This window comes from Amycolatopsis sp. WAC 04197 (assembly GCF_003947475.1).
Lineage (GTDB): Bacteria > Actinomycetota > Actinomycetes > Mycobacteriales > Pseudonocardiaceae > Amycolatopsis > Amycolatopsis japonica.
This window is the reverse complement of record NZ_QHJK01000002.1, coordinates 563,556-588,305: the sequence shown is the minus strand read 5'-3', so window position 1 is coordinate 588,305 and position 24,750 is coordinate 563,556. Positions and strand designations below refer to the sequence as shown.

Sequence of the window (24,750 nt, the reverse complement as noted above, 5' to 3'; positions counted from 1 at the left end):
CGCCGAAGCGGGCTGGATCGCGCTCTCAAGCGTCCGAACGGGTGACCTCGTCCGCCGCGCGCAGCACGCGCAAGGTGTTCTTCCCGGCCAGCTTCGCGCAGTCTTCTTCGCTCCAGCCGCGTTCCAGCAGCGCGGCGAACAGCACCGGATACTTGGAAACGTCTTCGAGGCCTTCGGGCAACGTCGCGACTCCGTCGTAGTCACCGCCGAGTCCGATGTGGTCGACACCGGCCACTTCACGCGCGTGCTCGATATGCGCGACGACGTCGTCGATACCCGCCTTCGGCTTCTCCGGCCCGCCTCGTTCCGCGGTGAACTTCGTGCGCTGGTCGATGTCGCGGTAGTCCTTGCCCGCGGCTTCCATGTCCAGGCGCAGCCGGTCGTCCCACTCTGCGACCTTCGGCGAGATGAAGCCCGGCACGAACGTCACCATCGCGACGCCGTCCTTGGCCGCCAGCGTTTCCAGCACGTCGTCGGGGATGTTGCGGGGGTGATCGTTGACCGCGGTGCAGGAGGAGTGGCTGAAGATCACCGGCGCGGAGCTGACCTCCAGCGCGGCGCGCATGGTGCTCGGCGCGACGTGCGAGAGGTCGACGAGCATGCCGATCTCGTTCATCTCGCGGACGACGTCGCGGCCGAATTCGGTGAGCCCGCCGTGTTCGGGTTCGTCGGTGCCGGAGTCGGCCCAGGTGGTGTTGTAGTTGTGCGTCAGCGTCATGTAGCGGACGCCGAGACGGCGCAGGATCCTCAGCACGCCAAGGGATTCGGCGATGCTGTGGCCGCCCTCGGCACCCAGCAGCGAAGCGATCTTGCCGTCGCGGAAGGCGGCCTCGGCCTGGTCGGCGGTGTCCACGAGGGCCAGGCGATCGGGGTATCGCTCGGCCATCTGGTGCACGATCTCGATCTGTTCGAGGACCGCCGTCACCGCGCTGTGCCCCTCGAACTGGCAAGGCACGTAGACGGACCAGAACTGCATCCCGAGCCTGCCCTCGGCGAGCTTCGGGAAGTCGGTGTGGAGATGCGGCTGACGGACCGTGAGATCCGTGCCCGCCACGGCCTCGACCGGATCCGGCCCGGTCGTGACCCGCAGTTCCCATGGCAGATCGTTGTGCCCGTCCGCGAGGAGGACCCTGTCGAGCAGGGCCTGGGCGCGGACGAGGTCCCCGTTAGTCATCGGACGATTTTACGTTCGCGTGCTTTGCTCTCCCCGTTACGGGTTGAGCCACCCGGCGGCCGCTACCAAACCGTTGCCGGTGACCTGGTGCCCGCCGGGATGCCGGTGGGCGACCACGTCCGCGCCGCGTTCGCGCAGGTCACGGACGAGTGTCTCGGCCGAACCCAGCGGCGCCATCGGATCGTGCTCGCCGTTCGACAGGAAGACCCTGGTACCGGACAGGTCTTCGCGTGGCGGCTCCGGAAGCGGTGACATCGCCGCGAACAGCGCGGACTCGCGGACGGCGTCCGGACGGAGCAGGGTCACCGCGGCGGCGATGTTGGCGCCGTTGGAGAACCCGATGGCCACGAGCCGCCGGTCACCGAGGCCGTATTCCTCGCGCGAGGCGAGGACGAAATCGGCCAGCTGGTTCGCGCGGAAGACGACGTCCTCGTGGTCGAAGACGCCCTCGGCCAGCCGCCGGAACCAGCGCGCCGCACCGTGTTCCGACACCGGCCCGGCCGGCGCGAGCAGCGCCGACGCCGGGCTCAGCTGCCGGGCGAGCGGCACGAGGTCGTCCGGCCCGCCGCCGGTGCCGTGCAGGAGCAGCAGCACCGGCTCGTCGGCCGCGCCCTCGACGTACTTGTGCTCCAAGGTGCTCATCGCGGGTTGTTCTCGCTCGGAAGGTCCAGCTTCGGCAGCATGGCCTCGATGTCCTCGCGCTTGGGTTCCAGCCACGGCGGGAGTTTCAGCGCGCGGCCGAGTTCGAGCAGCGGCTCGTCGATCGCGAAACCGGGTTCGTCGGTCGCGACCTCGAGCAGGGTGCCGCCCGGCTCGCGGAAGTAGATCGAGCGGAAGTACTGACGGTCCAAAATGGACGTGACGTTCACGCCGTCGTCGATGAGCTCGTCGCGCCAGGCGGCCTGGGTCTCTTCGTCCGGCGCGCGCCAGGCGACGTGGTGCACGGTGCCCGCCGCCACCAGCCCGCGCGGGGCGTCGGGGGTCACGAGGACGTCGACGAGCGCGCCGGGGCCGCCCTCGCCGGCGGAGAACCGGAGGCGATTGCCGTCCTGGTGCTCGAAGGACAGGCCGAGGCCGTCGGTCAGCATCCCGGCGGTCGCGTCCTCTTTGGACACCGACAGCGTGACGGAGTGCAGGCCGCGGATCGCGTGTTCGGCGGGGACGAGCTTCGTGTCCCACGGGTCACGCGGGTCGCCCTGCGGATGCGCGACGAGCGCGAGCTTCAGGCCGTCCGGATCGGCGAAGGTGAGCGTCTCCTCGCCGTCGGAGTTCCGGATCTGGCTCGTCTCGACATCGCTCGCGGCGAGGTGCTGCTTCCACCAGCCGAGCGAGGCCTCCGGCACGGAGAACGACGTCGTGGTCGCCTGGCCGGTGCCGTGACGGCCCTTCGGCGCGTCCTTCCACGGGAAGAACGTCATCAGCGAGCCGGGTTTGCCGGACCCGTCGCCGTAGTAGAGGTGGTAGGTGCCGGGGTCGTCGAAGTTGACGGTGGTCTTCACCAGCCGCAGGCCGAGGGCCCGGGTGTAGAAGTCCGCGTTGCGCTGGGGGTCGCCACCGATGGCGGTGACGTGGTGCAGGCCCGAAGTCTTGATCGACATGGTGCCCTCCTCTGGAGCCGGTGGAATCACGCTAGCCCGATAACCTCTCGCGCGCAAGATATATTCCTGGAAGAGTTCTTGGTGTACTCTCGCCCGCGTGACAACCGAGGAACCGCAAGACGACGAAGTGGTCACGTGGTGGGGCCTGGTGATCGAGGGCTACCTGGCCACGCAGAACAAGCTGATGGGCGAGATCGCCGAACGGTTCGGCCTGGCGCCGGCGTCGTTCGACATCCTGCTGCGGCTCGTGCGCTCTCCCGAGCACCGGATGCCGATGACGCGGCTGGCCGTCGAGGCGGCGCTGTCCAGCGGCGGGTTCACCAAGGTCGCGGACCGGCTGGTCGCCGCGGACCTCATCTGCCGGGTGCCGAGCCCGGACGACCGCCGGGTCACGTTCGCGGCGCTCACCGAGCACGGTCTCGACGTCGCGGAGAAGGCGCGGGAGGCGTGTGCGGAGATCCTGCGGCGCATCGTCCTGACTCCGCTCGGTGACGACGCGCACGCGCTCGCCGAAGCCATGCGCACCCTGCGTACCGTCAACGGCTCCTGACTCCCCGCGTTTCGTCCTCTGGATGCGGTACTTGCGTGTGCAAGGACCGCATTCAGAGGACTAAATGCGGCGGGGCGGGGGCCTGGACCTCGTACATGTCCCGCACCAGTTCCCGGATGACGTTGCGCCGGATCTTCCCGGTCGCCGTCTTCGGCAGTTCGCCCAGTTCGACGATGCCCCGCGGCCGTTTGAACGACGCCAGGCCCGCCCGGCAGAACTCGATCAGCTCGTCCGGGTCGAGCCGGTGCCCCGGCACGCCGACCACGCACGCGACCGGTTTCTCGATGCCGTCGGCGTCGAAGGCGGCGACCACCGCGACCTCGGCGACCGCCGGATGTTGCCGCAGCCGGTCCTCGACCTCGGTGGGCGAAACCCAGATCCCACCCGGTTTCAGCATGTCGTTGAAGCGGCCCAGACAGGTGTAGCTGCCATCGGCGTTGCGCACGAAACTGTCGCCCGTCCGCAGCCATTCGCCCTGGAAGACCTGCTTCGTCGTCTCGTAACGGGCCCAATACCCGGTCGCGATCGACGGCCCGGCGACGAACAGCTCACCGGGCTGCCCGTCCGGCACCGGTTCGCCGTTTTCGTCGCGCAGCGCGATCTCGTAACCCGGCACCGGCGTCCCGGTACTGCCGGGCCGGACCTGACGCGGCCGGTTGGACAGGAAGATGTGCAACGCCTCGGTCGAGCCGATCCCGTCGAGGATCTCGACGCCGAACCGGTCGCGAAACCGTTCGTACAGCACGGCGGGCAGCGGTTCGCCCGCCGAAACCGCTTGGCGCACCGAGGCGAACGTGTCGTCGGGGATGTCGCTGGCGAGCAGCGCCGCGTAGAACGTCGGGACGGCGAAGAACAACGTCGGCCGCTCCGCACGCGCCCTGGCGGCGATCAGTCCCGGGGTCGGCCTCGCCGGTTCGAGCAGTGCCGTCCCGCCGGCCGCGAGCGGGAAGAACGCCGAATTCCCCAAGCCGTAGGCGAAGAACAGCTTCGGGACGGAGAGGAACCGGTCGTTCGGCCCGATGTCCAGCACGCCGCGCGCGTACGTCTCGCAGACCGCGCGGATACCCGCGTGCCGGTGCATCGCGCCCTTCGGCTTGCCCGTCGTCCCCGAGGTGTACAGCCAGAGCGCGGGCGAGTCCTCCCAGGTCGGCGCCGGTTCGAAACCGACGTCGTCCACTGTGGACAGATCGCCCCACTGGTGCGTGCGGATCCCGGACGGCAGATCGGCCGCCTTCGCCCGGTCCAGCACGACGTCGGTGACCTCCGGCGCCAGCCCCAGCGCGACCGTCGCCTGCGACGCGAACTCGCCCGAGACGCACAGGACCCTGGCCCGCGAATCGGCGAGCATCTTGCCGAGGTCCAGCCCGGTGACCATGGTGGACACCGGTACCGCGACCGCTCCGGCCAGCATCGCGCCGAGGATGCCGGTGAGCAGTTCGACGTCGTCGGCCATGCAGAACAGGACCCGCTCCTCCGGGCGGACGCCGATCGCCTTCAGCCCTGCCGCGACCCGCCGGGTTTCGGCCGCCAACCCCGCGTACGTGAGACTTCGCCTCGGGGAAACGACCGCGTCCTTCGCGCCCCGCCCTTCCGCCAGATGCCGGTCGAGCAGGTAGCTCGCCGCGTTGAACCCGGTAGCAGCAGCGGTCACGGGCGCACCTCAATCGCTCAGCTCAGGTAAACGTATTCGTAGTCGAACGGTTTCCCATTGATGCCCTGGCGTGGCGGCGCCACCCAGCTCGCGATCTTTCCTCGCTCGTACACCGGGTGCATCAGCGATCGGACGAAAGTCAGGTCTTCGGGAGTGGGCAGCCACTTGCGTTTGCCGGCCAGCCACGTCCGCTCGTCGACAACGGTGCCGTCGGGCGTCACATGGTGGCCGGAGTTTATGCCGACTTCGCGATTGAATCCAGGGTGCGGGAGGACGAATCGGAAGTCGACGCCCGCCTCGTCCAGGATCTTGTTCCAGCGGTTGACCCCGGTCTGGCAGTCGGCGCGGTACTCCTCCCGCAGGTCGAGGTTCAGCAGCAGGATGGCCGCGTGTTCCTCGCTCTCCCAGGTGCCGTCGGCTTTCGGCCGCGACAGCGATCCGGCGGCGTCGGTGAGCTTGTGGTCGTCCTTGCGGCGGGGCTCCTGCCAGCGGCCTTTCAGCCCGGCGGTGTAGTAGTTCGCCGCGTTGGTCGAGGTCTCCCCGCCGAAGAGGTCGAGCGAGACGGTGTAGTGGAAGTTGAGGTAACGCTGGATGACGTCCAGCGGGATGCCCCCGTACCCGCCGATGTCGAAGGTGTCGTGTTCGCGGATCAGTTCGGCACTGCGGGTGACCACCCGGTCGACCCCCGTGGTGCCGACGAACATGTGGTGCGCCTCTTCCTTGAGCATGAATTCACAAGTGCGGGAAAGCGGGTCGAAGCCGCTTTCCTTGAGGGTGCCGAGCTGATATTTGCCATCACGATCGGTGAAATAGGTGAACATGTAGAACGCGAGCCAATCCGCGGTCTCCTCATTGAAGGCGCCGAGGATCCGCGGGGCGTCCGGACTTCCGGAATTCCGGAGCAGCAATCCTTCCGCCTCGTCCCGGCCTTCGCGACCGAAGTAGGCGTGCAGCAGGTACACCATCGCCCACAGATGGCGGCCTTCTTCGACATTGACCTGGAAAAGATTCCGCAGGTCGTAGAGGCTCGGCGCGGTGAGGCCCAGGAGTTTCTGCTGCTCGACCGAAGCGGGTTCGGTGTCGCCCTGGATGACGATGAGCCGCTGCAGGTCGGCGCGGTATTCGCCGGGAACCTGCTGCCAGGCCGGCTCGCCCTTGTGCTCGCCGAAACCGATGACGCGGTCGGGGTCCGGCTCCGCGAGGAAGATCCCCCACCGGTAGTCGGGCACGTTGACGTGGTCGAAATGCGCCCAGCCGTCCCGGCCGACACTCACCGCGGTGCGCAGGTAGACCCCCTGCGTCCGCAGGGTCGGGCCCATTTCGCCCCACCAGTCCAGGAACTTCGGCTGCCAACCTTCCAGCGCCCGCTGAAGGCGGCGATCACCGGAGAGGTCGACGTTGTTGGGGATCTTGGCGTCGTAATCGATCTTGGTGGGCATGGGCTGTTCAAACCCGCTTCCTGTCGAAGACGGCCTTCTGACCAGTACCGTAGCGACGCAACGCGCCCTCGGGACCGGATGCGTTCGGACGAGTGAAGATCCAGTTCTGCCACGCGGCGAGCCTGCCGAAGATCTTGCTTTCCAGGGTTTCGGGACCCACGAACCGGTGATTGGCCTCCATTCCGGTCAACGCGTCGGGGCTGAGCGAAGCCCGCCCTTCCAACGCGATCCGGATCTCGTCCTCCCAGTCGAGGTCGTCCGGGGCGTCGGTGACGAGGCCGAGGTCGTTCACTTCCGCCGGGCTCAGCGCCTTGCCGCGCACCTCCGCGAGCCTCGTGACGTGGTCCGGGTCCCCGAAGAAGCGGGATTCGAGGCGGGTCAAGCCGTTGCCCATCGGGAAGCGGCCGAAGTTGGCTTCGGACAACGTGATCGCCGCTCGTTCTTCACTGTCTTCGTCGTCGATCGGCGGACCGTCCAAGATGTACTGCCGGTCGGCGGCGAGCGCGAGTTCCAGCAGGAGCCCGGCGTAGCAGCTACCCGGCTCGACGAGGGCGATCAGGCTACGGCTGGTGACGTCCAGCCGCTTCAGCGTCCGCTTGAAGTAGTGGACGATTTCGTTGCTCAGACAGTCTTTCGCGTCGAACACGGCGCGTTCGCGTTCGAGGACCTTCGCCTGATCGCCTTCCGTGCGGAGCACCCACGTGCCGAGTTCGGGTTCGTTGGTGCGGAGCCGGAGGATCGCGTCGTCCAGCTCGCGCGTGACGTCCAACAGCCAGCCGTCGTCGTCCTCCGGCCCTTTGACGGTGATCGTCGCTTCGGTCGCGGTACGGGCGATGTCGACATAACGATGCTTGAGCGGCTTCAGCTCGACACCTTCGCCGTCGAGCCGCTCGCTCGTCCGCGCGAACTCCTTCGCCCTGGCCAGCACGGCTTCGCGGAATCCCTGCCGGGGCACGAGTTCGTCGACGAGCCGCCAGTCGACGGCGGTCCGCCCTTTCACTCCGTCGGGGCGTGTGGCGAAGACGTCGGCGAGATCCCGCCGTACGCCGCGTTTGTCGACCACCCGGGTGAGCCCGCCAGTTCCGGGGAGGACGCCGAGAAGCGGTACCTCCGGCAGCGCGACGGTCGAGGAGTTGTCGTCGACCAGGAGGATCTTTTCGCAGGCGAGAGCGATCTCGTAGCCGCCGCCGGCGCAGGTGCCGTTGACCGCCGCGACGTAGAGCTGGCCCGAATACGCGGCGGCGTCCTCCATGGCGTTGCGGGTCTCATTGGTGAATTTGCAGAAGTTCACCTTCCACTCGTGCGACGACGACGCCAGCATGCGGATGTTCGCGCCGGCGCAGAAGACGTTGTCCTTCGCGCTGGTCACGATGACCACGCGGACCTCGGGATGTTCGAACCGCAGCCGCTGCGTGGCGTCGTACAACTCGATGTCCACGCCGAGGTCGTACGAGTTGAGCTTGAGCTCGTAACCCGGGACGAGGCCGCCGTCGGGGTCGACATCGAGTTCGAGCCACGCGACGTCGCCGTCGGTGGTCAGTTTCCAGTGCCGGTAGCCGCTGGGATGACGTTCGAACGTCACCGATGTGGTCCGCGTCACCCTTCAGATTGTCTACATTGCACTGATCAGCGTCAATGTTATGTAGAAAGTTGGTCACGGAGCAGGTCGTGGAAACGCACCCAGTCGGCGCCCTTGCGGATGACCGAGGAAAGCGCGCCGACCAGGAGATACACGTCCGCGACCGTGCAGTCCGACCGAAGACGGCCGGCAGCCTGGTCGTGGGCGATGATCTCGGCGACCACCGTTTCGAGGCGCTCGCGAGCAGAACCGCGCGGCTCGCTCCCGGGCCGCCCGCGGGCCGAATCGATGGCGGCGGTGAGGCCGCGATCGCCCGCCAGCACCTCGCCGACGTACCGGAAATAGCGCTCCAGACCGGAATCCTCACCGAAACAGTGCGCCCGGGCGTACTGCTCGATCTCCGCGAACCGGTGCTCCGCCGCCGCCTCGACCAGCGCCTGGCGATCCGGGAAGTGCCGGTACACGGTCCCCACGCCGACCCCGGCCGCGCGGGCGATCTCCGGCATCTGCACGTCGTCCCCGCGTTCGGCGAACAACGCGCGCGCGGCGTCGACCACCTTCGCCCGGTTGCGTTCCGCGTCCGCTCGCGGCTTGATTGACAACCCGCCTCCTTCGCGTTTAAGTGGAAACGGAGTCCGTTTCCGATTGAAGGGCAGCATAGCATGTCGAAGGACCGTTTTCTCCTGCTCAAGCCTGGTCAAGCCCGCCCCGGCCGGGTTCCGCTGCCGCCCTCGTTCAGCGTGAAGGCGATGACCGAAGACACCGAAACGAGGTTCTCGCTGCTCGAGGTCACCCTCGCCATGGACATCCCGCGGCACGTGCACCACGAAGCCGACGAATGCATTTACGTCCTCGAAGGCGAACTCGGGATCGACTTCGACGACGAGACCCACATCGCGACGAAGGGCACTTTCGTCCTGCTGCCGCGCGGCGTCCCGCATGCCTTGCGCCGCGTCTCCGAGCCGCCGCGGGTTCTGCAGATCTCGTCCCCCGGCGGCTGGGAGCACTACCTGGAGGACCTGTTCGAGGCGGGACCGGCGGTCTTCACCCAAGGCGCGATCGACCCGGCGAAGATCAACCGGGTCGCCGCGCCCCACCGCATCACGTATGGGAGCTGACCACCGCGGGAACGCGGTTGAGTTTCGTCGCCGCCCAGGTCACGAAGACCCACAACGCGAGCGCCGAGGCGGTATCGGTGTAGATGGTGGCGAACCAGAAGGCCGGGATCTGCGGCACGGCGACCAGGAAATGCCCGAGGCTCGCGAGGCCGGAGAGCGAGTAGACCATCAGGAACGCGAGCGCCCGCCAGTAGCGTCCGCGCAGGTAGTCGCGGTAGCCGGCGAGACCGAACGCGGCGAAGACGACGTACGCGACGGCGACCAAGGTGGCGGCGACCGCCACCGGGATCCCCTCGATCTGCGGATAGTCGGCAGCCCTGATCACGTTGTGCGCGTAGTGCAACGTGGTGGTCAGCAGGGTGAAGGCCAGGATCAGGCGTAGCGCGGTGAGGCCGCCGGTTCGAAGAGCTTCCATGTTCGCCCCCTTGCGATTTGATAGATCGCTCTAGCGAGAGCGTAGCCCAAGGCGGGGTGTGTGGAAATAGGGACGTTGAGTGTCTCTATTTCCACACACCCTGTACTCCGGTAGCGATGCTGACTGGCTGGCTGTGAGGAGTCGGCGGGCAAGTACATGAAGGCGACCAAGGTGCCGACGCCGAGCACCTCTTCGGCTCTCGGAAATGTCGGTGGGTGCGCGTAGAGAAGGAGGAGTGCCCGAAACGACCGTGCCCCTGATCGGGGTCGAGAACCTCAAGATGCCCGAGTGGGCCGCGGTCGACGAGACCGTGGCCCAAGCGGGGATGGTCAAGGCCATCCGCACGCTCCCCTCCGCCGTGGCGATCGTGCTGCGGCTGGCCTGGCGGACATCGCCGCGGCTGACCCTGCTCGCCGGCGTCGTCCATCTGCTTTCCGGCTGTGTCACGGCGTTCGGCCTGCTGGCGACGGCGAACGTGTTCATCGCGTTGCTGGAGAGCGGGCCGACGCCGGAACGCGTCCTGCAATCGCTGCCCGCGCTGGTGGTCGTCGTCGGCACGTACGCCTTGCGCGCGTTGCTCGACACCGCGGTGGCCGCGGTCGAGGGCGCGCTCCGGCCGCGGGTGGTGACGTCGGCGGGTGACGAGGTCACCGCGGCGATGGTCCGGGTGCGGCTGCTGGCCTTCGAGGACGCCGATTTCCGGGAGCTGGCCAGGCAGGGCGCGCGATACGGGGTCCGGTCGATCGAGATGAGCCTGCGCTGGCTCGCGGATCTGACGTCGGCGCTGATCTCGCTGGTCGCCGCGCTGGTGGCAGCGGGTCTGCTCAACCCGTGGCTCGCGCCGGTGCTGCTGCTCGCCGCGGTCGCCGACGGCTGGGCGGCGGCGAAGGTCGCGCGCCTGAACTACCGGCATTATCTCGACACCGTCGGCCGCAACATCCGGAAGGGGATCGTCGAGGAGGTCGCCACGTGGCGCCAGTTCGCCCTCGAACGGCACGCCCTCACCCTCCAGGAGCCGCTGCTCCAGGAGTACCGGCGGATCACGGAAAGCCTGATGCGCGAAGAGGTCCGGCTCGCGCATCGCAGCAACATGGTCCGGCTGACCGGCCGCGCGGCGGCCGGGGTGGGCACCGCGATCGCGTATCTGGTGCTCGGTCTCCTGCTCCACAGCGGGCAGATGGAACTCGCCCTCGCCGGGACGGCCGCGCTCGCCATGCGGACGGCGTCGAACTCGCTGTCCATCACGATGCACGCGGTGAACTCCTTGTACGAGGAGTCCTTCTACATCGCGTTCTTCCACCGGCTGCTCGTGGAATCCGCGAAACGCGGCCCGGTGAAGGGCGGGGTCGCCGCTCCTGAAGACCCCGAGGAGATCCGGCTGGAGAACGTCGGGTTCACCTATCCCGGCCAGGAAACCCCGGCTCTGCGCGACGTTTCCTTGACCATCCGGCGCGGTGAGGTGATCGCCCTCGTCGGGGAGAACGGGTCGGGCAAGACCACGCTGGGCAAATTGCTCACCGGGCTCTATCCGCCCTCGGAAGGAAAGGTGTACTGGGACGACGTCGATCTCGCGGGCGCCGATCACGAGTCGGTGCACGCGAACATCGCGGTGATCGCCCAGGATCCCGCCGAATGGCCGATGACCGCGGAGCACAACGTGACCGTCGGCAGGCTCGGCCGCGAGGACCCGGACCGCGTCGCCTGGCAGGACGCGATCACCTCTTCCGGCGCCGACGAGGTGATCGAATCCTTGCCCGCCAAGGAGAAGACGGTGCTGTCCAAGAAGTTCGACGACGGGCAGGACCTCTCGGGCGGGCAATGGCAGCGGATGGGCATCGCCCGGGGGATCTACCGGGACGCCGCCGTCCTGGTCGCCGACGAGCCGACGGCCGCGCTCGACGCGAAGGCCGAGGCCCGGGTCTTCGCCGGGCTGCGGCACGCGAGCAGGCGCACGACGATCCTGGTGACCCACCGGCTGGCCAACATCCGCTCCGCGGACCGGATCCTGGTGCTGGAGAAGGGGCGGCTGATCGAGCAGGGCACGCACGCCGAACTCATCGAGGAAGGAGGGCTCTACCACGAACTTTACGAAATCCAGGCTCGCGCGTACCGCGGTGAGTAGGCACACTGTCGTGATGCCGGAGAAGATCGCCGAAGTGAACGGCATCCAGCTGTGCCACGAGACGTTCGGCTCGCCGGACGGCAGACCGCTGCTGATGATCATGGGCCTGGCCTCCCAGATGATCTGGTGGGACGACGAACTCTGCGAGAACCTCGCGGCCGAGGGGTTCTTCGTCATCCGCTACGACAACCGGGACGCCGGCCGGTCCAGCCGGATGACCGGCCGGGTGAACCTGCCGCTCGCCTACGCCCTGCGCACGGCGCCGTACTCCTTGGCGGACATGGCGGGCGACGCCGCCGGGCTGCTGACCGAGCTCGGCGTCGCGAGCGCGCACGTCGTGGGCGCGTCGATGGGCGGGATGGTCGCGCAGACCCTGGCCATCGAGTATCCGTCGCGGGTCCGGTCGCTGACGTCGATCATGTCGACCACCGGCAACCGGTTCGTCGGGCGGCCGAGCGCCAAGGCGATGGCGATGCTGCTTTCGGCGCCCCCGCGCGGCCGCGAGGAGTACGTCGAGCAACTGGTGCGCACGTTCCGCGTGATCGGTTCGCCCGGTTATCCCTTCGACGAGGCCCGGATGCGGGAGCGCGCGGAGCGGTCGTTCGATCGCGGCGTCAACCCTGGCGGGACGGCGCGGCAGCTGGCGGCGATCGTTTCGAGCCGGGATCGCTTCCGCGCGTTGCGGAAGGTCGACGTGCCCGCGCTCGTCGTGCACGGTTCGAAGGATCCGCTCGTGCACGTTTCCGGCGGCCGGGCGACGGCCCGCGCGCTGCGGGAGTCCGAAGTGGACATCGTCCCGGGCATGGGGCACGACCTGCCGCGCGCGATCTGGCCCCGGCTGACGCGCGGTCTGCTCCGGACGGCCGACCGCGCCGACGTCAAGACCCGGCGAGCGTGATCGAGCCCAGGTTCGAGAAATGCGCCGCCACCCGTGAACCCGGGCGCACGTCGACCGCGTCGGTCATCCCGCCGGTGAACACGAGCCAGCCCGGCTCCAGCGCGCGCCCGCGCGCACCGAGGGCGTTGGCCGCCAGCGCCAGCGCCTCCGCCGGATGCCCCAGTACCGCCGCCCCGGTGGCGGTGTCGACGATCGCGCCGTCGACCTCCAGCAGGGCCACCTCCAGCGACAGATCCAGCGATGCGGGCTGTGCGCCCACCGGCCCGAGCGTGACGTACGCGGAAGAACCGTTGTCCGCCACGACGTCCGGCAGCTCGAAGCGATAGTCGCGGTAGCGGCTGTCGATGATCTCGACACCGCCGTGGACCCGGTCCACCGCCGCCATCGCGGTCGCCGCGGTCACGCCAGGCCCCGAAAGACGTTGTCCCAGAACGAAAACCAGCTCCGGCTCGGCACGCGGATGGAGCAGGGACGGCACGGGCACCCCGGCGGGGAGCACCATCGCGTCGGTCAGCCACGCGAGCAACGGCGAGTCGATGCCCATGCGTTGCTGTTTCGCGCGCGAGGTCAGGCCGAGCTTGACGCCGATCAGCGTCTCGCCGCGCTCCAGCCTGAGCCGGAGCGCCTCGTCCTGGATCGCGTACGCGGTGTCGATGTCCAGCTCCGGCCACGTGTCGGTCAGCGGCTCGCGTTCTTCCCCGGACAGCAGCGCTTCCGCCGCCTCCCGCACCTCGAGGCTCACGGCCGTTCCTCCCCGGAGAACTTCGCGGTGACACTGCCGAGTCCCGCCATCGTCGCGACGACGGTGTCGCCCGGATTCACCGGGATCGCCCGCGTCATCGAACCCGGCAGCACGACGTGCCCCGGTTCGAGCGCGACACCGAGCGGCCCGACCGTGTTCGCGAGCCATACCAGCGCGTTCACCGGCGAACCGAGCACCGCGCCACCGGCGCCGGTCGCCGCGATCTCCCCGTTCTGGTGCAGGACGCAGCCCACCAGCCGCAGGTCGATGTCGCCGATCGCGGTCGGCCTGCTGCCGAGGACGACACCGCCCGAAGACGCGTTGTCCGCGATGGTGTCGACGATGCTGATCTTCCAGTCCCGGATCCGGGAATCGACGATCTCCAGCGCCGGGACGACGAAGTCCACCGCCCGCAGCGCGTCCGCCACCGTGACCCCGGGGCCGCGCAGCCGCGAACCGAGCACGAACGCGATCTCCGGTTCGATCTTCGGCTGCAGGAAGCCGCCGATCGGGATCGGCTGGTGTTCGAGATGGAACATCGAAGCGGTCAGATGGCCGTAGTCGGGCTGGTCGACGCCCATCTGCCGCTGCATGGCGGCGGAAGCGAGGCCGACCTTGTGCCCGCGCACGCCGTCGCCGCGCTCGGCCCAATGGCGGACGAGCCGCTGCTGGACGCGGTACGCGTCCTCCAGCGTCGCGGCGGGATAGGTCTCGATGAGGGGCGCGATCGGCTTGCCGGTCTCGTACGCGCTGAGCAGCGCGGCCGCGGCCTCCTGCAGCGTGCTGGCGTCCATGGGCTCCTTCCGACCAGTCGGACTCTGCCCCGTCACCCCGGACCGCACAAGACGGCCGTTCCACTGGCCGGTACGACGAGATTAGGCCGAAAGGGTCTCGCACGACCCCGATCATCACCTAGCCTGCTCCCATGTCCGATTGGGCGCTCTCCAGGGCGAAGGCCAGGATCGACCGCCGCGAGGAGCTCGACGAGCTCACCGCGCGTATCCGCTACGAGGTGCGGGTGCACCTCAACGAGCCCACCGCGCACAATGCCTACGACGAGCTGACCGACATCTTCGCCATCGGGCACGCGGAGTGTTCGGCGCTGCTCAAGCACCGCCGGGTCCTGCCGTTGTGGGAGCGGCTGCTGCTCCAGCGCTACACCCGGCGCCTCTACGGCAAGGCCGTCTCGGCCACCGTCGGCGATCTCCCCGCCGACGCGGGGCCGGCGCCCGCGGCCGCGTTCGGCCCGGAGATCGCGTCACTGACCCCGGATTCCGGCGACACCGGCGCGAAGTTCGACCTGCAGGGCCGCGGTCTGGTCAACGTCTTCCGGATCGCCGCCGGGCGGCACGGCGAGATCTGGCCGGACCGCCACGACGTCGCGACGACGTCCGCACGCAGTGTCCTCACCTGTTCCGCGGTCTTCCTGCGGCGCCGCGTGTGGCACGTCGTCTGGCCGGTGTACCGGGTGCGCGGGCTGCGGCTCTGGAAGCTCTAGGAGGGGGTCGTGAGTGACAAAGAGGGTTAGAACGACATTTGCCACTCACGACCCTCGACAGGATCACCCATTTCGACATTAATCGGACATGCCGTCGCCGAGACGTGTCCACAGTGGACGCTTGAGGCGTAGCGGGCTTCGGTTAACCTGCCGCAACCGCCGCCACTGGCGATCAAGGGCCGTCCAAGGTCAACGCAAGCCACAGGACAGGCGACCTTCAGGAATTCGCGGCCGCCCGCCGTGGTTGTACGGGATATGACCGATCGCGCCACCGAGATCCTCGCCGGATCGAAGACGATCGCCGTCGTGGGACTGAGCCGCGATCCGGCCAAGTCCTCGCACGGGGTCGCCGCCGTACTGCAGGCACACGGGTTCCGGATCATCCCGGTCCACCCGTCGGCCGACGAACTGCTGGGCGAGAAGGTCTACCGCTCGCTCACCGACATCCCGGAACCCGTCGACCTGGTCGACGTCTTCCGCCCGTCCGCCGACACCCCGCCGATCGCCGAACAGGCCGTCGCGATCGGCGCGAAGGCGCTTTGGCTGCAGCAGGGCATCGTCTCCGCCGAGTCCCGCCGGATCGCCGAAGAAGGCGGTCTGGACTACGTCGAAGACCGCTGCACGGCGGTCGTCCGAGCGATCGGAAACCTCTCGGTGCGTTAGAAACGGACTCCACCCCGGACCCTCGCCGCGATTTTCCGGCGAGGGTTCTTTCATGTCCGTGAACAGAAAAATGACCCCTGAAGTCATACGCCGAATCGGACCGCCGAACGGATTGGTCCAAACCGGTGATCTTGACGGGAAGCCCGAGAGCTGGGAAAACTTGTCCGGTCGCCAGTTTGTTAAGAAACCTTCCCAAGGGTCCGGTGAACTGTTAACGTCCGAATCCGCTTAGCGGAAACAGGTGCCGATGATCGGCACCCCGGTCCTACGGAGGGCGAAGTGGGCACACCACGCGGGCTGGATTCCAGTGGCACACTCGAGCGCGGTCTCGCGGTTCTCGAGCACGTCGGCCAGAACCAGGAGATTTCCACCAACGCGATCGCCAGGCAACTGGGTCTCTCGCGGAGTGCCGCCTACCGCATCGTAGGCACCCTCAAGAATCTCGAATACCTCGAAGCCGATCGCGCCACCGGCCGTGTGCGGCTCGGTACCCGGCTGGTCGAACTCGGCGCCCGCGCGATGGCGGCGACCGACCTCCACCGCTGCGCGCCGCGCTACCTCGCCTCGCTCGCCGAGCGGAGCGGCGAGACCACGTATCTCGCCGTCCCGGACAACGACACGATGGTCTACGTCGCCACCGAACGCAGTGCCAACGCCGTCACGCTGGCCTGCCGCCTCGGCACCCGCCGTCCGCAGCACGCGACGTCGCTGGGCAAGGCTTGGCTGGCGGCGCTGCCCGAACAGGACCGTGTCGAGCGCATCCGCCGGATGAAACTCGACAGTCTCACGCTCAAGACGATCAACGATCCCGTCCGGCTGCTCGACGATCTCGCCAGGACGAGCCGTCGCGGCTGGGCGGTGGACGACGTCGAGAACGAACCGGACGTCGGTTGTGTGGCCGCCGCCGTCCGCGACCACACCGGACGGCCGATCGCCGCGATCAGCGTCGCGGGCCCCGCCGGCCGTGTGCTCCGTCGCACCGACGAACTCGGCGCGACGGTGGCCGGGACCGCCGCCGCGCTGTCGCTCCGCCTGGGTTACGTGCGCGCGCAAAGGGCCTGAGGTGGGCTGGCTCCAGGACTACCAGCCGGCGGGCGGGCTGTGGCTGTCCGCCGCGCTGGCGGCGCTGCCGATCATCGTGCTGCTGGTGACGCTGGGAGTCCTGCGCCGCTCGGCGCAGCTCTCGGCCGGGCTCGCGCTGATCACCGCGCTGCTGGTCGCGGTGCTGCTGTACCGCATGCCCGCCGGGCTCGCCCTCGATTCCGCCGCCATGGGGCTGGTCTTCGGGGTGTGGTCGGTGGCCTGGATCGCGTTCCACGCCGTGTACTTCCACAACGTCACCGTCGCGACCGGACGATTCGACGACATCAAGGCGGTCCTCGCCGGGTTCAGTGAGGACCGCCGCCTCCAGGCACTGCTGATCGCGTTCGGTTTCAGCGCGCTGCTGGAAGGGATCGCGGGCGGCGGCTCGCCGATCGCGATCACCGCGGCGATGATGGCCGCGCTCGGTTTCCCGCCGGTGAAGGCGGTCGTGCTGGCGTTGCTGGCGAACACCGCGCCGGTCGCGTTCGGCGGTCTCGGCAATCCGTTGATCGTGCTGGGCAGGCTGACCGCGCCGATCCTCGACCTGAAACAGGAGCAGGCGACGGAACTGTTCTCGTCGATGGTCGGGCGCCAGCTCCCGTTGCTGGCGTTGATCGTCCCCGGTTTCCTGATCGTGGTCCTCGCGGGCTGGAAGCGGATGATCGAGGTCTGGCCCGCCGTGCTGACGGCCGGGCTGTCGTTCGCCGTCATGCAGTTCGTCACCTCGAACTTCATCAGCCCGAGCCTCGTCGACGTCGTCGCCGCGCTCGCCGCGATGGCGTCGCTGTGGATCCTGACGCGGTTCTGGCAGCCTTCGGCGGTTTGGCGTTTCGACGGCGAAGAACCGGTGAAGGCCAGTCTCGGCGCGGCGAAGGCCGGACGCGGCGCGCTGTACGCGTGGGCGCCGTACATCATCCTGATCGCGGCGATCTTCCTTTCCCGGATCGGCACGATCTTCAAGAACCTGCCCGAATGGCTGGACCTGACGAAGCTGCTGCACAAAGCCGACTGGATGTTCGCGTGGCCGGGGCTGCACAAGGAGGTCGTCCAGCACCCGCCGATCACGCCCAAGGACACGCCGTACGCGGCGACGCTGACCGTCGACTTCCTTTATTCGCCCGGAACGGTGGCCCTGATCGCGGCGATCGTGGCGGGGTTCGCGATGGGCGCGAAACCGCGGCTGCTGCTGGCGACCTACCGCCGGACACTGCACCAGATGCGGTGGGCGCTGGCGACGATCTTCATGATCCTCGCGATCGCGTTCGTCATGAACTACTCGGGTGCGACGCAGACCCTCGGCCTCGCGCTCGCGACCACCGGGGTGCTGTTCCCGTTGTTCTCCGCCTACATCGGCTGGCTGGGTGTCTTCCTCACCGGCTCGGACGCGTCGACGAACAGTCTCTTCGGGCCGATGCAGGTGATTTCGGCGCAGCAACTGCACGTCGACCCGATCCTCGCCGGCGCCACCAACACCTCCGGCGGCGTGATGGGCAAGATGATCTCGCCGCAGAACCTGTCCATCGGTGCCACCGCGATCGGCCGGTCCGGTGAGGAAGGCGCGCTGCTGTGGCAGACGTTCCTGTGGTCGGTGGTGCTGACCGCCGTGGTCGGGGTGATCTCGTTGCTGCAGGCGACGGTGCTGCGGTTCATGATCCCGTCGTGAACGTGAATTCGATAATGTCCACAATGGTCATCCGATCTTAACCGGCCATTGGGCTGGATGGATGAACACCGGATCCGTTCACCGGAATGCGAACTACCGTTGTCCTCATGCCCATGACGCTGATCAAAGGTACGTTCCAGCTTGTCGGAGCCTCACCGGACGGCGATTCGGTGCGGTTCTATCCCGAAGACCCGCAGGCGACCAAGAAGGCGGGCCTGAAGGTCCGGCTCAATTCGCGGGGCGGGATGCAGTTGCGGCTCGACGCGATCGACGCGCTCGAAACGCATTACCAGGCCAGGGGAACCGGCGGGATGTGGCACCAGCCCGCGGAATTCGCCGACGCCGCCGCGGCGAACCTGCTGAAGTGCCTCGGCTTCAAAACCGTCGAACGCGACGAGCGGGGAACGGTCACTTCGTCGACGCCGATCAAGGTAGCCGGTCACATACTGACGCGATTCGCCGACAAATACGGACGAGCCGTGGCGTTCGCCTTTCCCGGGCAGCGGCCGGGCCGGTCGGCGGACCTTTCCAAGGTCCATCTCGACGTCAAAACGCTGAAGAACTCCGCGAACTACCGGCAGGTCGCGGACGGTCTCGTCTATCCGACGTTCTATTCACTGCTTTATCCCGATCTCCGTGACGCCTTGGCCGAAGCCGCGGTCAAAGCCCGCCAGAACGGGCTCGGGCTGTGGCCGCAGGACGTCACGAACTCCGGGTTCAAGCTCGCGTCGCGGCGGCAACTCGCCGACGAACTGGTGATCCTGCCGAAACTGTTCCGCCGGCTCGTCGACTACCTCGCGCTCGACGAAAGCGGCGGGGTCTCGCTGACCGGCTTCTCCGACTTCCTCGATTCGCGCAACGATCGCCTGTTCACCGTCCCGGACGGGCACGCGACGGAATTCGAGACCTTGGTGAGCGTGAAGCGGCAGACCGTGAGCCTCACGATCGAGCCCGAGCGGATCGTCTTCATCGAGGCCTGACCCACTCGTGTGGGCAAAAAGACCGTACCTCCCTCCCCCGCGGCCGTGCTCATCTGAAAGGTGGGAGAGGGAGCCGATGGAAGGACACGGTTCGCGACGGCCGGAGGAGGCCGACGGGCGGATGGAGCCGACTTCGAAACTCGTCGACGCCGTCCGCGTCCTGGTCGTGCGTTACTGCCGGGCGCGGATCGGTCGTCGTTCGGGCACCTACGACATCGCCGACGCGGTCGCCAAGGACAGCTGCCGCGAAATCGTCGCCGGGACGGCCGGTGCGCGCGCCCTGCTCGCGTTCGCCTACGACGTCACGCACGGTCTGGTCGACGACTTCCACCGGACCGCCGCCGAACTGCCGAATCCGCTTTCGGGGCTGCCGGGGCAGCAGCGCGAGATCATGGTGCTGCGGTCGCTCGTCGGGCTTTCCGCCGACGACACCGCGCTCGCGCTCGGCTGCTCCGTCCAGGCGGTCCGGCTGGGCCAGCACCGGGCGCTGACCGCGCTTCGCCCCGCCCGCGCCTGACGGCGTTTCGTCCTCTGAATGCGGTGGTTCGCACCACGAACCACCGCATTCAGAGGACTAATCGCGAGGGGTGCATTCGGCCGCGCGGTTCAGGAGCAGGGTGCGCTCCCGGTCGTTCCCGGTCATCTCCGCCGCGCGCTCGAACTCGGCGCGGGCCTCGTCGAGGCGGCCGAGTTTCGACAGGAAGTCGCCGCGCACGCTCGGCAGCAGGTGGTACGCCTTGAGCGCGGGCTCCGACGTCAGCTTGTCGACGATCTCCAGCCCCGCCTCCGGCCCGACGGCCATCGACAACGCCACCGCGCGGTTCAGTTCGATCACCGGCGACGGGTTCAGCTTCCCGAGCCCTTCGTACAGGACGGCGATCCGCGCCCAGTCGGTCTCCTCGCCCGTCCGCGCCCGCGCGTGGCAGGCGGCGATGGCGGCCTGCGCCGCGTAGACGCCGAAAGCGCCGCCCGTGAGCGACTCGGAGAGCTCCAGCGCGGAGAGGCCGCGGCCGATCAGGATCCGGTTCCATTTCGTGCGGTCCTGGTCCATCAGCAACACGGGTTCGCCGTTCGGCCCGACGCGGGCGGCGGACCGTGAAGCCTGGATCTCCATCAGCGCGACGAGCCCGTGCACCTCGGGTTCCTTCGGCATCAGCCCGGCGAGGATCCGCCCGAGCCGCAGCGCCTCCTCGCACAGCGCGGGCCGCATCCAGTCCTCGCCCGCCGTCGCCGAATAGCCCTCGTTGAAGATCAGGTAGATGACTTCGAGCACCGAAGAAAGACGCGCGACCCTGTCCGCCCCCTCGGGCACCTCGAACGGCACCTTGGCGTCGCCGAGCGTCTTCTTCGCCCGCACGATCCGCTGCGCGATGGCGGTCTCCTTGGCCAGGAACGCCCGCGCGATCTCGTGCGTCTGCAGCCCGCCGATCATCTTCAGCGTCAGCGCCACCCGCGCCTCGGTCGAAAGCACCGGATGGCAGGCGGTGAACACCAGCCGCAGCAGATCGTCCTCGATATGGTCGTCGAGGCCCGCGGTGAAGTCGGGTTCCTCCTCGTACTCCTGCTCGCGGCCGATCTCGCCGAGCTTCTTCTCGTACCGCTCGTTGCGCCGGAAGGTGTCGACGGCCCGGCGTTTGGCCGTGGTCATGAGCCAGGCGCCCGGATTCCTCGGGACGCCCGACTCAGGCCACTGTTCGAGCGCGGCGACCAGCGCGTCCTGCGCCAGCTCCTCCGCGAGGCCGACGTCGCGCGTCATCCGCGCGAGGCCGGCGATGAGGCGGGCCGATTCGATCCGCCACACCGCGTCGATCGCCGAACGGGAGTCTGTCGTTGCCGTCACGCCGACCAATCAACATCGTCGGCGCGACGACCGCAACCATTAGTTGGTCTCTGCCTGCTGCCGCAGCTTCTGCTCGTGCTCGACGATCTCCGGGGTCGCGTTGTCGAAGTCCTCCATCTCCGCGATCCGGCGGATCTCGATCTCGCCCTCGCGGAACGGCGCGCGCTTCATCCATTCGATAACCTCGGCGCGGTCCTTGACCTGCAGGATCCAGAAACCCGCGATGAGTTCCTTGCTCTCGGCGAACGGCCCGTCGACGACGCGCGCCTCGGTGTCGCCGGAGTACTGGAGGCGGAAGCCCTCGGAGCTGGGCAGCAGGCCTTCACCCGCGAGCATGACGCCGGCCTTCACCAGCTCCTCGTTGAACTTCCCCATCTCCTGCAGTTCCTCGGCGCTCGGCTGGGCGCCGGCCACGTCGGTCTTCTCGTCGCTCTTGACAATCACCATGAACCGCATCGAAGTCTCCGTTCCCGGCGGGGCTCGTCCCTGCCACATCTACGCGTCGATCGGGCACCCCGGGTTTCGACACGGTCCCCGAACTTTTTTCCGCGGATATTCGAGCAGCCGGAAAACCGCAGGTCAACCACCCATGCGAGAATCTTCGACCGTGTCCGCACTCCCCGAAACCCTCCGCTCCGCCCTCGACGAAGAGCTGGGCAAGTACCCGCAGAACAGGCTGACGCAGTCCGTCGAGCGGCTCAGCACGCGCTACCGCGAGAACGCCCCCGCGAGCGCGCCCATCCTCTCGTCCGAAGCGGACGTCGCGGCGTACGCGGGCTACCGGATGCCGGCCACGTACGCGGCCGTACACGCCGTCCTCGCCGAAGCCGCCCTTCGCGCCCCTGGGTTCGCTCCGCGCACGCAGATCGACATCGGCGGCGGAACCGGCGCCGCGATCTGGGCGGCGGCCGACGTGTGGCCGTCACTGGAGGAGAGCACCGTCGTCGAACAGGTCCCCGGCGCGATCGCGCTGGGGCGGCGGCTCGCGGAGAACGCCGGGGACAAGGCCGTCCGGGGCTCGACCTGGCGACGCGGCCTGATCGACCCGGCGGCGCCCGCGCCCGAGGCCGATCTGGTGACCCTCTCCTATGTCCTCGGTGAGCTGCCCGAAGCGCGCCGGGCCGACACCGTCCGCTGGCTCTCGGCGAAGGCCTCGATGCTGGTGCTGATCGAGCCCGGCACCCCCGCGGGTTACGAGCGGATCGTCGCGGCGCGGGATCAGCTCGTCGGGCTCGGGCTCTCCCTGGTCGCGCCCTGTCCGCACGAGCGCGAGTGCCCGATCCCGCGCGGCAAGGACTGGTGTCATTTCTCCGCGCGCCTCCCGCGCACCGGCCTGCACCGTCAGCTCAAGTCCGGGACGCTGGGCTTCGAGGACGAGAAGTTCTCCTACGTCGTCGCGTCCCGCACGGCGCCGGAACGGGCCGACGCCCGCGTCCTGCGGCATCCGGCCAAACGCAAGGGCATGGTCAGCCTGTCCCTGTGCGCCGAGTCCGGGCTCACCGAGAAGATCGTCACCAAACGGCACGGCCCGGCCTACCGCGCGGCCCGCGACGCGGAATGGGGCGACGCCTGGCCCGATCACTCCACAGTGGACTGACGGCGCCGCGGCGGATTGCCGATGGCGGTGAGCAGCGCGCCGAGCGCCGGATTGTCGTTGCCGCGCCGCCACATCAGGTCGAGTTCCACCGGACGGCCCTCGACCCCGTCCACCGGACGGAGCACGACACCTTCGAAGCGCAGCGTGCCCGCCGCGGCAGGCACCAGCGCGACGCCGAGTTCCGCCTTCACCAGCGCGAGCACCGTATGCACCTGGCAGGGGTATTGCGTGTACTCCGGCGACACCCGGGCGGCGCGGAACACCGCCACGAGCAGATCGTGGAAGTACCGGCCTTCCGACGGCGAATACATGATGAACGGTTCGCCGTCGAAATCACGGACGCCGGGATTCTTCTTGCGCCGCGCCAAAGGATGCGCCGACGGCAGCGCGGCCAGCAGCGGTTCCCGCCACAGCGGCAGGGTCACGATGTCGGCGCCCGCGACCGGTGGCCGGATCATGCCGAGGTCGATCCCGCCCGCCAGCAACTCCTCCACCTGCACCGCCGTCACCATCTCCCGGAGCACGAGATCGACACCGGGCACCTCGGCGTTCGCCGCGGCGATGACGCGTTCGAGATACGAATACGCCGCCGTGGCGGTGAAACCGAGTGTCACGACGCCGACCTCACCCTTCTTCACGCGGCGGACGTACAACGTCGCCTCGTGCGAGGAACGCAGGATCTTCCTTGCCTCGGCGAGGAAAACCCGTCCGGCGGGGGTCAGCCGGACGGTGCGGTGCGTACGGTCGAAAAGCTCGGCCCCGAGTTCCCGCTCCAGCAGCTGGATCCGCCTGCTCAACGGCGGCTGCGTCATCGAGAGCCGCTCCGCCGCCCGGCCGTAGTGCAGTTCCTCGGCCACCGCGACGAAACTCACCAGCTGCTCCAGGGAGAACACCCATCCAGTCTAGGAATCGGCCTGGGGCGGACAAGCGCCGAACCGGTATCGCTCAGCGCGGGATTTCCACCGTGCGGTCGATGATCCCGGTCGCCACGGCGAGGATCTTGCGCACGAGCGCCGCCGCCTGGCCGTTCGCCGAAGGAAGCCCCCGCGAGTTCGCGATAGCAGTCGACGACTTCTTCGGCACCAATGCGGTAGCCCGAAGAGCTGAACGGCGGGTGCGGACGGCCGTCAATGGTCCGTTCAGCCGGTTCCGGCTCCCCGGACCGCGCCTAGGCTGGAAACCGAGACCGCTTGTCCTGGCCCTCGGCAACGGTGCTCGCCGGCGAGCTCTGGAGGGGCCATGTGCGTTCGCATTCTCGAAACCCGCGCCAAACGGGAGAATCCGTTGGTCCGGTTGTTGATCCGTATTCAGCTCAAGGCGTCCTGGCGCTGAGCGCAGGCCCGCAGCCTGCTGATCGCGCGGTGTTTCGTCACCCGCACCCGTGACGACGTCGTACCGAGTGCCGCGGCGGTCTCGTTCGACGTCAGCTCGCCGATCACCCGCATCCCCAGCACCTCACGGTGGGCGACGGGCAGCATCCGCATCAGCCTGCCGAGCCGCACCCCGAGGTCGGTCCGCAGCGCGCGCTGCTCCGGTTCGTCCGCCGGTCCGGCCGGGCGTTCGGGGAGTTCGCCGGTCAGCACCTGCTTGCTCCGCGCCGCCTTCCGGAAGACGTCGGCGACCTTGTTCGCCGCGATGGCGCGCAGGAGGAACAGGAAGGAACCGCCGCGTACGCCGTATCCGGGGACGGCGACCAACACCGCGAGGCAGATCTCCTGAGCGACGTCGGCCGGTTCGAGGTAGGTCAGCTCATGGCCGCCGAGGCGGGTCTCGGTGTACTGCCGTGCCCATGCCGCGACGGCGGACATGAGGTCGTCCATACCGTGCGGCTCGCCGTCCGCCGCGGCCTTGGCGAGGCCGTCCCAGGAGGCGGCGGAAATCCACGTCTCGCCGCCGCCGGTTCTTCGCATCGGAAATTCGTCGCTCATGTCCCGCTCCCCACGGATGAGAAAACCCGGCCGCCGGGGTCCAGGACGGAACCCGGACAACGGTAGTCGAGGAATCCGGCCACCTCAATCGACGAAGGATGCGCGACGAATTGTCCGCCTGGGCGGAAAACCGGACAGATTCCCACCAGTGGTCTGGACATGTCGGTGTACCGCGACGTAACTTCCCGTGCTGAGACCCCTCGCCAAGGTCA

At 68.4% G+C, this 24,750-nt stretch carries 26 protein-coding genes; 11 read left to right on the top strand and 15 right to left on the bottom strand.

The window, feature by feature from the left end; translation table 11 throughout:
• Window positions 1-25: 25 nt before the first annotated feature.
• From DMC64_RS09985 to DMC64_RS09975, 3 genes are read right to left on the bottom strand one after another with little or no spacing between them, the layout of a single operon-like run.
• Window positions 26-1,174 (bottom strand): dipeptidase, encoded by a 1,149-nt coding sequence (locus DMC64_RS09985; RefSeq protein ID WP_125733280.1) that lies wholly within the window; start codon window positions 1,172-1,174, stop codon window positions 26-28.
• A gap of 36 nt (window positions 1,175-1,210) precedes the next feature.
• Window positions 1,211-1,816: an alpha/beta hydrolase gene (locus DMC64_RS09980; RefSeq protein WP_125733279.1), complete on the bottom strand. Its 606-nt coding sequence runs from the start codon at window positions 1,814-1,816 to the stop codon at window positions 1,211-1,213.
• Window positions 1,813-2,772, bottom strand: coding sequence for a ring-cleaving dioxygenase (locus DMC64_RS09975; RefSeq protein WP_125733278.1), 960 nt, complete (start codon window positions 2,770-2,772; stop codon window positions 1,813-1,815). The genes DMC64_RS09980 and DMC64_RS09975 overlap by 4 nt, the downstream gene beginning before the upstream one ends.
• A 97-nt stretch (window positions 2,773-2,869) precedes the next feature.
• On the opposite strand from DMC64_RS09975, the gene DMC64_RS09970 reads away from it, so the two are divergent.
• Window positions 2,870-3,322: a MarR family winged helix-turn-helix transcriptional regulator gene (locus DMC64_RS09970; RefSeq protein ID WP_037335467.1), complete on the top strand. Its 453-nt coding sequence runs from the start codon at window positions 2,870-2,872 to the stop codon at window positions 3,320-3,322.
• Between the two features lie 52 nt (window positions 3,323-3,374).
• Here the strand turns inward: DMC64_RS09970 and DMC64_RS09965 are convergent, their stop codons facing one another.
• The 4 genes from DMC64_RS09965 to DMC64_RS09950 are packed head-to-tail and all read right to left on the bottom strand — an operon-like array spanning window position 3,375 to window position 8,593.
• Window positions 3,375-4,973, bottom strand: coding sequence for a benzoate-CoA ligase family protein (locus DMC64_RS09965; RefSeq protein WP_125733277.1), 1,599 nt, complete (start codon window positions 4,971-4,973; stop codon window positions 3,375-3,377).
• Window positions 4,974-4,990: 17 nt separating this feature from the next.
• Window positions 4,991-6,412 (bottom strand): benzoyl-CoA 2,3-epoxidase subunit BoxB, encoded by a 1,422-nt coding sequence (boxB, locus tag DMC64_RS09960; RefSeq protein ID WP_125733276.1) that lies wholly within the window; start codon window positions 6,410-6,412, stop codon window positions 4,991-4,993.
• A gap of 7 nt (window positions 6,413-6,419) precedes the next feature.
• A complete protein-coding gene (gene boxC, locus DMC64_RS09955; RefSeq protein ID WP_125733275.1) occupies window positions 6,420-8,012 on the bottom strand; it encodes a 2,3-epoxybenzoyl-CoA dihydrolase in 1,593 nt (530 codons plus the stop codon).
• 38 nt (window positions 8,013-8,050) lie between these two features.
• Window positions 8,051-8,593: a TetR/AcrR family transcriptional regulator gene (locus tag DMC64_RS09950; protein WP_233629610.1), complete on the bottom strand. Its 543-nt coding sequence runs from the start codon at window positions 8,591-8,593 to the stop codon at window positions 8,051-8,053.
• A gap of 60 nt (window positions 8,594-8,653) precedes the next feature.
• On the opposite strand from DMC64_RS09950, the gene DMC64_RS09945 reads away from it, so the two are divergent.
• Window positions 8,654-9,109, top strand: coding sequence for a cupin domain-containing protein (locus tag DMC64_RS09945; RefSeq protein ID WP_125733274.1), 456 nt, complete (start codon window positions 8,654-8,656; stop codon window positions 9,107-9,109).
• On the opposite strand, the gene DMC64_RS09940 is transcribed toward DMC64_RS09945, so the two are convergent.
• Window positions 9,093-9,524, bottom strand: coding sequence for a hypothetical protein (locus DMC64_RS09940; RefSeq protein ID WP_125733273.1), 432 nt, complete (start codon window positions 9,522-9,524; stop codon window positions 9,093-9,095). The genes DMC64_RS09945 and DMC64_RS09940 overlap by 17 nt on opposite strands.
• A gap of 235 nt (window positions 9,525-9,759) precedes the next feature.
• Here DMC64_RS09940 and DMC64_RS09935 point away from each other — a divergent pair, with 235 nt between their 5' ends.
• On the top strand, window positions 9,760-11,646 hold the full coding sequence (locus DMC64_RS09935) for an ABC transporter ATP-binding protein (protein WP_199754946.1): 1,887 nt from the start codon (window positions 9,760-9,762) through the stop codon (window positions 11,644-11,646).
• Window positions 11,647-11,659: 13 nt separating this feature from the next.
• A complete protein-coding gene (locus tag DMC64_RS09930; RefSeq protein ID WP_125733271.1) occupies window positions 11,660-12,544 on the top strand; it encodes an alpha/beta fold hydrolase in 885 nt (294 codons plus the stop codon).
• Here the strand turns inward: DMC64_RS09930 and DMC64_RS09925 are convergent.
• The gene (locus DMC64_RS09925; protein ID WP_199754945.1) at window positions 12,525-13,286 is read right to left on the bottom strand and encodes a 2-keto-4-pentenoate hydratase; all 762 of its coding nucleotides are present in this window, start codon (window positions 13,284-13,286) and stop codon (window positions 12,525-12,527) included. The genes DMC64_RS09930 and DMC64_RS09925 overlap by 20 nt on opposite strands.
• A complete protein-coding gene (locus DMC64_RS09920) occupies window positions 13,283-14,080 on the bottom strand; it encodes a 2-keto-4-pentenoate hydratase (RefSeq protein ID WP_037335454.1) in 798 nt (265 codons plus the stop codon). Before DMC64_RS09920 ends, DMC64_RS09925 begins: the two co-directional genes overlap by 4 nt.
• 131 nt (window positions 14,081-14,211) lie before the next feature.
• Between DMC64_RS09920 and DMC64_RS09915 the strand changes: the two genes are divergently transcribed.
• The 6 genes from DMC64_RS09915 (at window position 14,212) to DMC64_RS09890 (ending at window position 19,690) form a co-directional block, all read left to right on the top strand.
• On the top strand, window positions 14,212-14,784 hold the full coding sequence (locus DMC64_RS09915; protein WP_125733270.1) for a hypothetical protein: 573 nt from the start codon (window positions 14,212-14,214) through the stop codon (window positions 14,782-14,784).
• A 255-nt stretch (window positions 14,785-15,039) separates the two neighbouring features.
• Window positions 15,040-15,447: a CoA-binding protein gene (locus tag DMC64_RS09910; protein ID WP_037335452.1), complete on the top strand. Its 408-nt coding sequence runs from the start codon at window positions 15,040-15,042 to the stop codon at window positions 15,445-15,447.
• A gap of 279 nt (window positions 15,448-15,726) precedes the next feature.
• Window positions 15,727-16,509, top strand: coding sequence for an IclR family transcriptional regulator (locus tag DMC64_RS09905; protein WP_037335451.1), 783 nt, complete (start codon window positions 15,727-15,729; stop codon window positions 16,507-16,509).
• A gap of 1 nt (window position 16,510) precedes the next feature.
• On the top strand, window positions 16,511-18,193 hold the full coding sequence (locus DMC64_RS09900) for an L-lactate permease (RefSeq protein ID WP_125733269.1): 1,683 nt from the start codon (window positions 16,511-16,513) through the stop codon (window positions 18,191-18,193).
• 107 nt (window positions 18,194-18,300) lie between these two features.
• Entirely contained in the window at window positions 18,301-19,173 is an 873-nt protein-coding gene (locus DMC64_RS09895; protein ID WP_037335447.1) for a hypothetical protein, read from the top strand.
• A gap of 76 nt (window positions 19,174-19,249) precedes the next feature.
• Window positions 19,250-19,690, top strand: a complete 441-nt coding sequence (locus DMC64_RS09890) for a sigma factor-like helix-turn-helix DNA-binding protein (protein WP_233629609.1) — start codon at window positions 19,250-19,252, stop codon at window positions 19,688-19,690.
• A 57-nt stretch (window positions 19,691-19,747) separates the two neighbouring features.
• On the opposite strand, the gene DMC64_RS09885 is transcribed toward DMC64_RS09890, so the two are convergent.
• Both DMC64_RS09885 and DMC64_RS09880 read right to left on the bottom strand, forming a co-directional pair.
• A complete protein-coding gene (locus DMC64_RS09885) occupies window positions 19,748-21,022 on the bottom strand; it encodes an RNA polymerase sigma factor (protein WP_125733268.1) in 1,275 nt (424 codons plus the stop codon).
• Between the two features lie 30 nt (window positions 21,023-21,052).
• Window positions 21,053-21,469, bottom strand: a complete 417-nt coding sequence (locus DMC64_RS09880; protein WP_125733267.1) for a YciI family protein — start codon at window positions 21,467-21,469, stop codon at window positions 21,053-21,055.
• Between the two features lie 133 nt (window positions 21,470-21,602).
• Between DMC64_RS09880 and DMC64_RS09875 the strand changes: the two genes are divergently transcribed.
• Window positions 21,603-22,610: a small ribosomal subunit Rsm22 family protein gene (locus DMC64_RS09875; RefSeq protein ID WP_125733266.1), complete on the top strand. Its 1,008-nt coding sequence runs from the start codon at window positions 21,603-21,605 to the stop codon at window positions 22,608-22,610.
• On the opposite strand, the gene DMC64_RS09870 is transcribed toward DMC64_RS09875, so the two are convergent.
• The 3 genes from DMC64_RS09870 to DMC64_RS09865 all read right to left on the bottom strand — a co-directional run bounded on the left by DMC64_RS09870 (window position 22,592) and on the right by DMC64_RS09865 (window position 24,538).
• Window positions 22,592-23,503 carry a LysR substrate-binding domain-containing protein gene (locus tag DMC64_RS09870; protein ID WP_125733265.1) on the bottom strand — a complete coding sequence of 304 codons (912 nt, stop codon included), beginning with the start codon at window positions 23,501-23,503 and terminating at the stop codon, window positions 22,592-22,594. The genes DMC64_RS09875 and DMC64_RS09870 overlap by 19 nt on opposite strands.
• 52 nt (window positions 23,504-23,555) lie before the next feature.
• Window positions 23,556-23,693 (bottom strand): hypothetical protein, encoded by a 138-nt coding sequence (locus DMC64_RS42655; RefSeq protein WP_158634209.1) that lies wholly within the window; start codon window positions 23,691-23,693, stop codon window positions 23,556-23,558.
• Window positions 23,694-23,917: 224 nt separating this feature from the next.
• Window positions 23,918-24,538 carry a sigma-70 family RNA polymerase sigma factor gene (locus DMC64_RS09865; RefSeq protein WP_125733264.1) on the bottom strand — a complete coding sequence of 207 codons (621 nt, stop codon included), beginning with the start codon at window positions 24,536-24,538 and terminating at the stop codon, window positions 23,918-23,920.
• Between the last annotated feature and the right edge of the window lie 212 nt (window positions 24,539-24,750).

Excerpts from the sequence above, each read along its gene's own strand:
- DMC64_RS09985 (WP_125733280.1), bottom strand. The coding sequence starts at position 1,174 with ATGACTAACGGGGACCTCGTCCGCGCCCAGGCCCTGCTCGACAGGGTC.
- DMC64_RS09865 (WP_125733264.1), bottom strand. The coding sequence starts at position 24,538 with ATGAGCGACGAATTTCCGATGCGAAGAACCGGCGGCGGCGAGACGTGG.
- DMC64_RS09945 (WP_125733274.1), top strand. The coding sequence starts at position 8,654 with ATGTCGAAGGACCGTTTTCTCCTGCTCAAGCCTGGTCAAGCCCGCCCC.
- DMC64_RS09890 (WP_233629609.1), top strand. The coding sequence starts at position 19,250 with ATGGAAGGACACGGTTCGCGACGGCCGGAGGAGGCCGACGGGCGGATG.
- DMC64_RS09895 (WP_037335447.1), top strand. The coding sequence starts at position 18,301 with ATGCCCATGACGCTGATCAAAGGTACGTTCCAGCTTGTCGGAGCCTCA.
- boxB (WP_125733276.1), bottom strand. The coding sequence starts at position 6,412 with ATGCCCACCAAGATCGATTACGACGCCAAGATCCCCAACAACGTCGAC.
- DMC64_RS09980 (WP_125733279.1), bottom strand. The coding sequence starts at position 1,816 with ATGAGCACCTTGGAGCACAAGTACGTCGAGGGCGCGGCCGACGAGCCG.
- DMC64_RS09910 (WP_037335452.1), top strand. The coding sequence starts at position 15,040 with ATGACCGATCGCGCCACCGAGATCCTCGCCGGATCGAAGACGATCGCC.
- DMC64_RS09920 (WP_037335454.1), bottom strand. The coding sequence starts at position 14,080 with ATGGACGCCAGCACGCTGCAGGAGGCCGCGGCCGCGCTGCTCAGCGCG.
- DMC64_RS09880 (WP_125733267.1), bottom strand. The coding sequence starts at position 21,469 with ATGCGGTTCATGGTGATTGTCAAGAGCGACGAGAAGACCGACGTGGCC.
- DMC64_RS09975 (WP_125733278.1), bottom strand. The coding sequence starts at position 2,772 with ATGTCGATCAAGACTTCGGGCCTGCACCACGTCACCGCCATCGGTGGC.
- DMC64_RS09930 (WP_125733271.1), top strand. The coding sequence starts at position 11,660 with ATGCCGGAGAAGATCGCCGAAGTGAACGGCATCCAGCTGTGCCACGAG.
- DMC64_RS09940 (WP_125733273.1), bottom strand. The coding sequence starts at position 9,524 with ATGGAAGCTCTTCGAACCGGCGGCCTCACCGCGCTACGCCTGATCCTG.
- DMC64_RS09915 (WP_125733270.1), top strand. The coding sequence starts at position 14,212 with ATGTCCGATTGGGCGCTCTCCAGGGCGAAGGCCAGGATCGACCGCCGC.
- DMC64_RS09875 (WP_125733266.1), top strand. The coding sequence starts at position 21,603 with ATGCGAGAATCTTCGACCGTGTCCGCACTCCCCGAAACCCTCCGCTCC.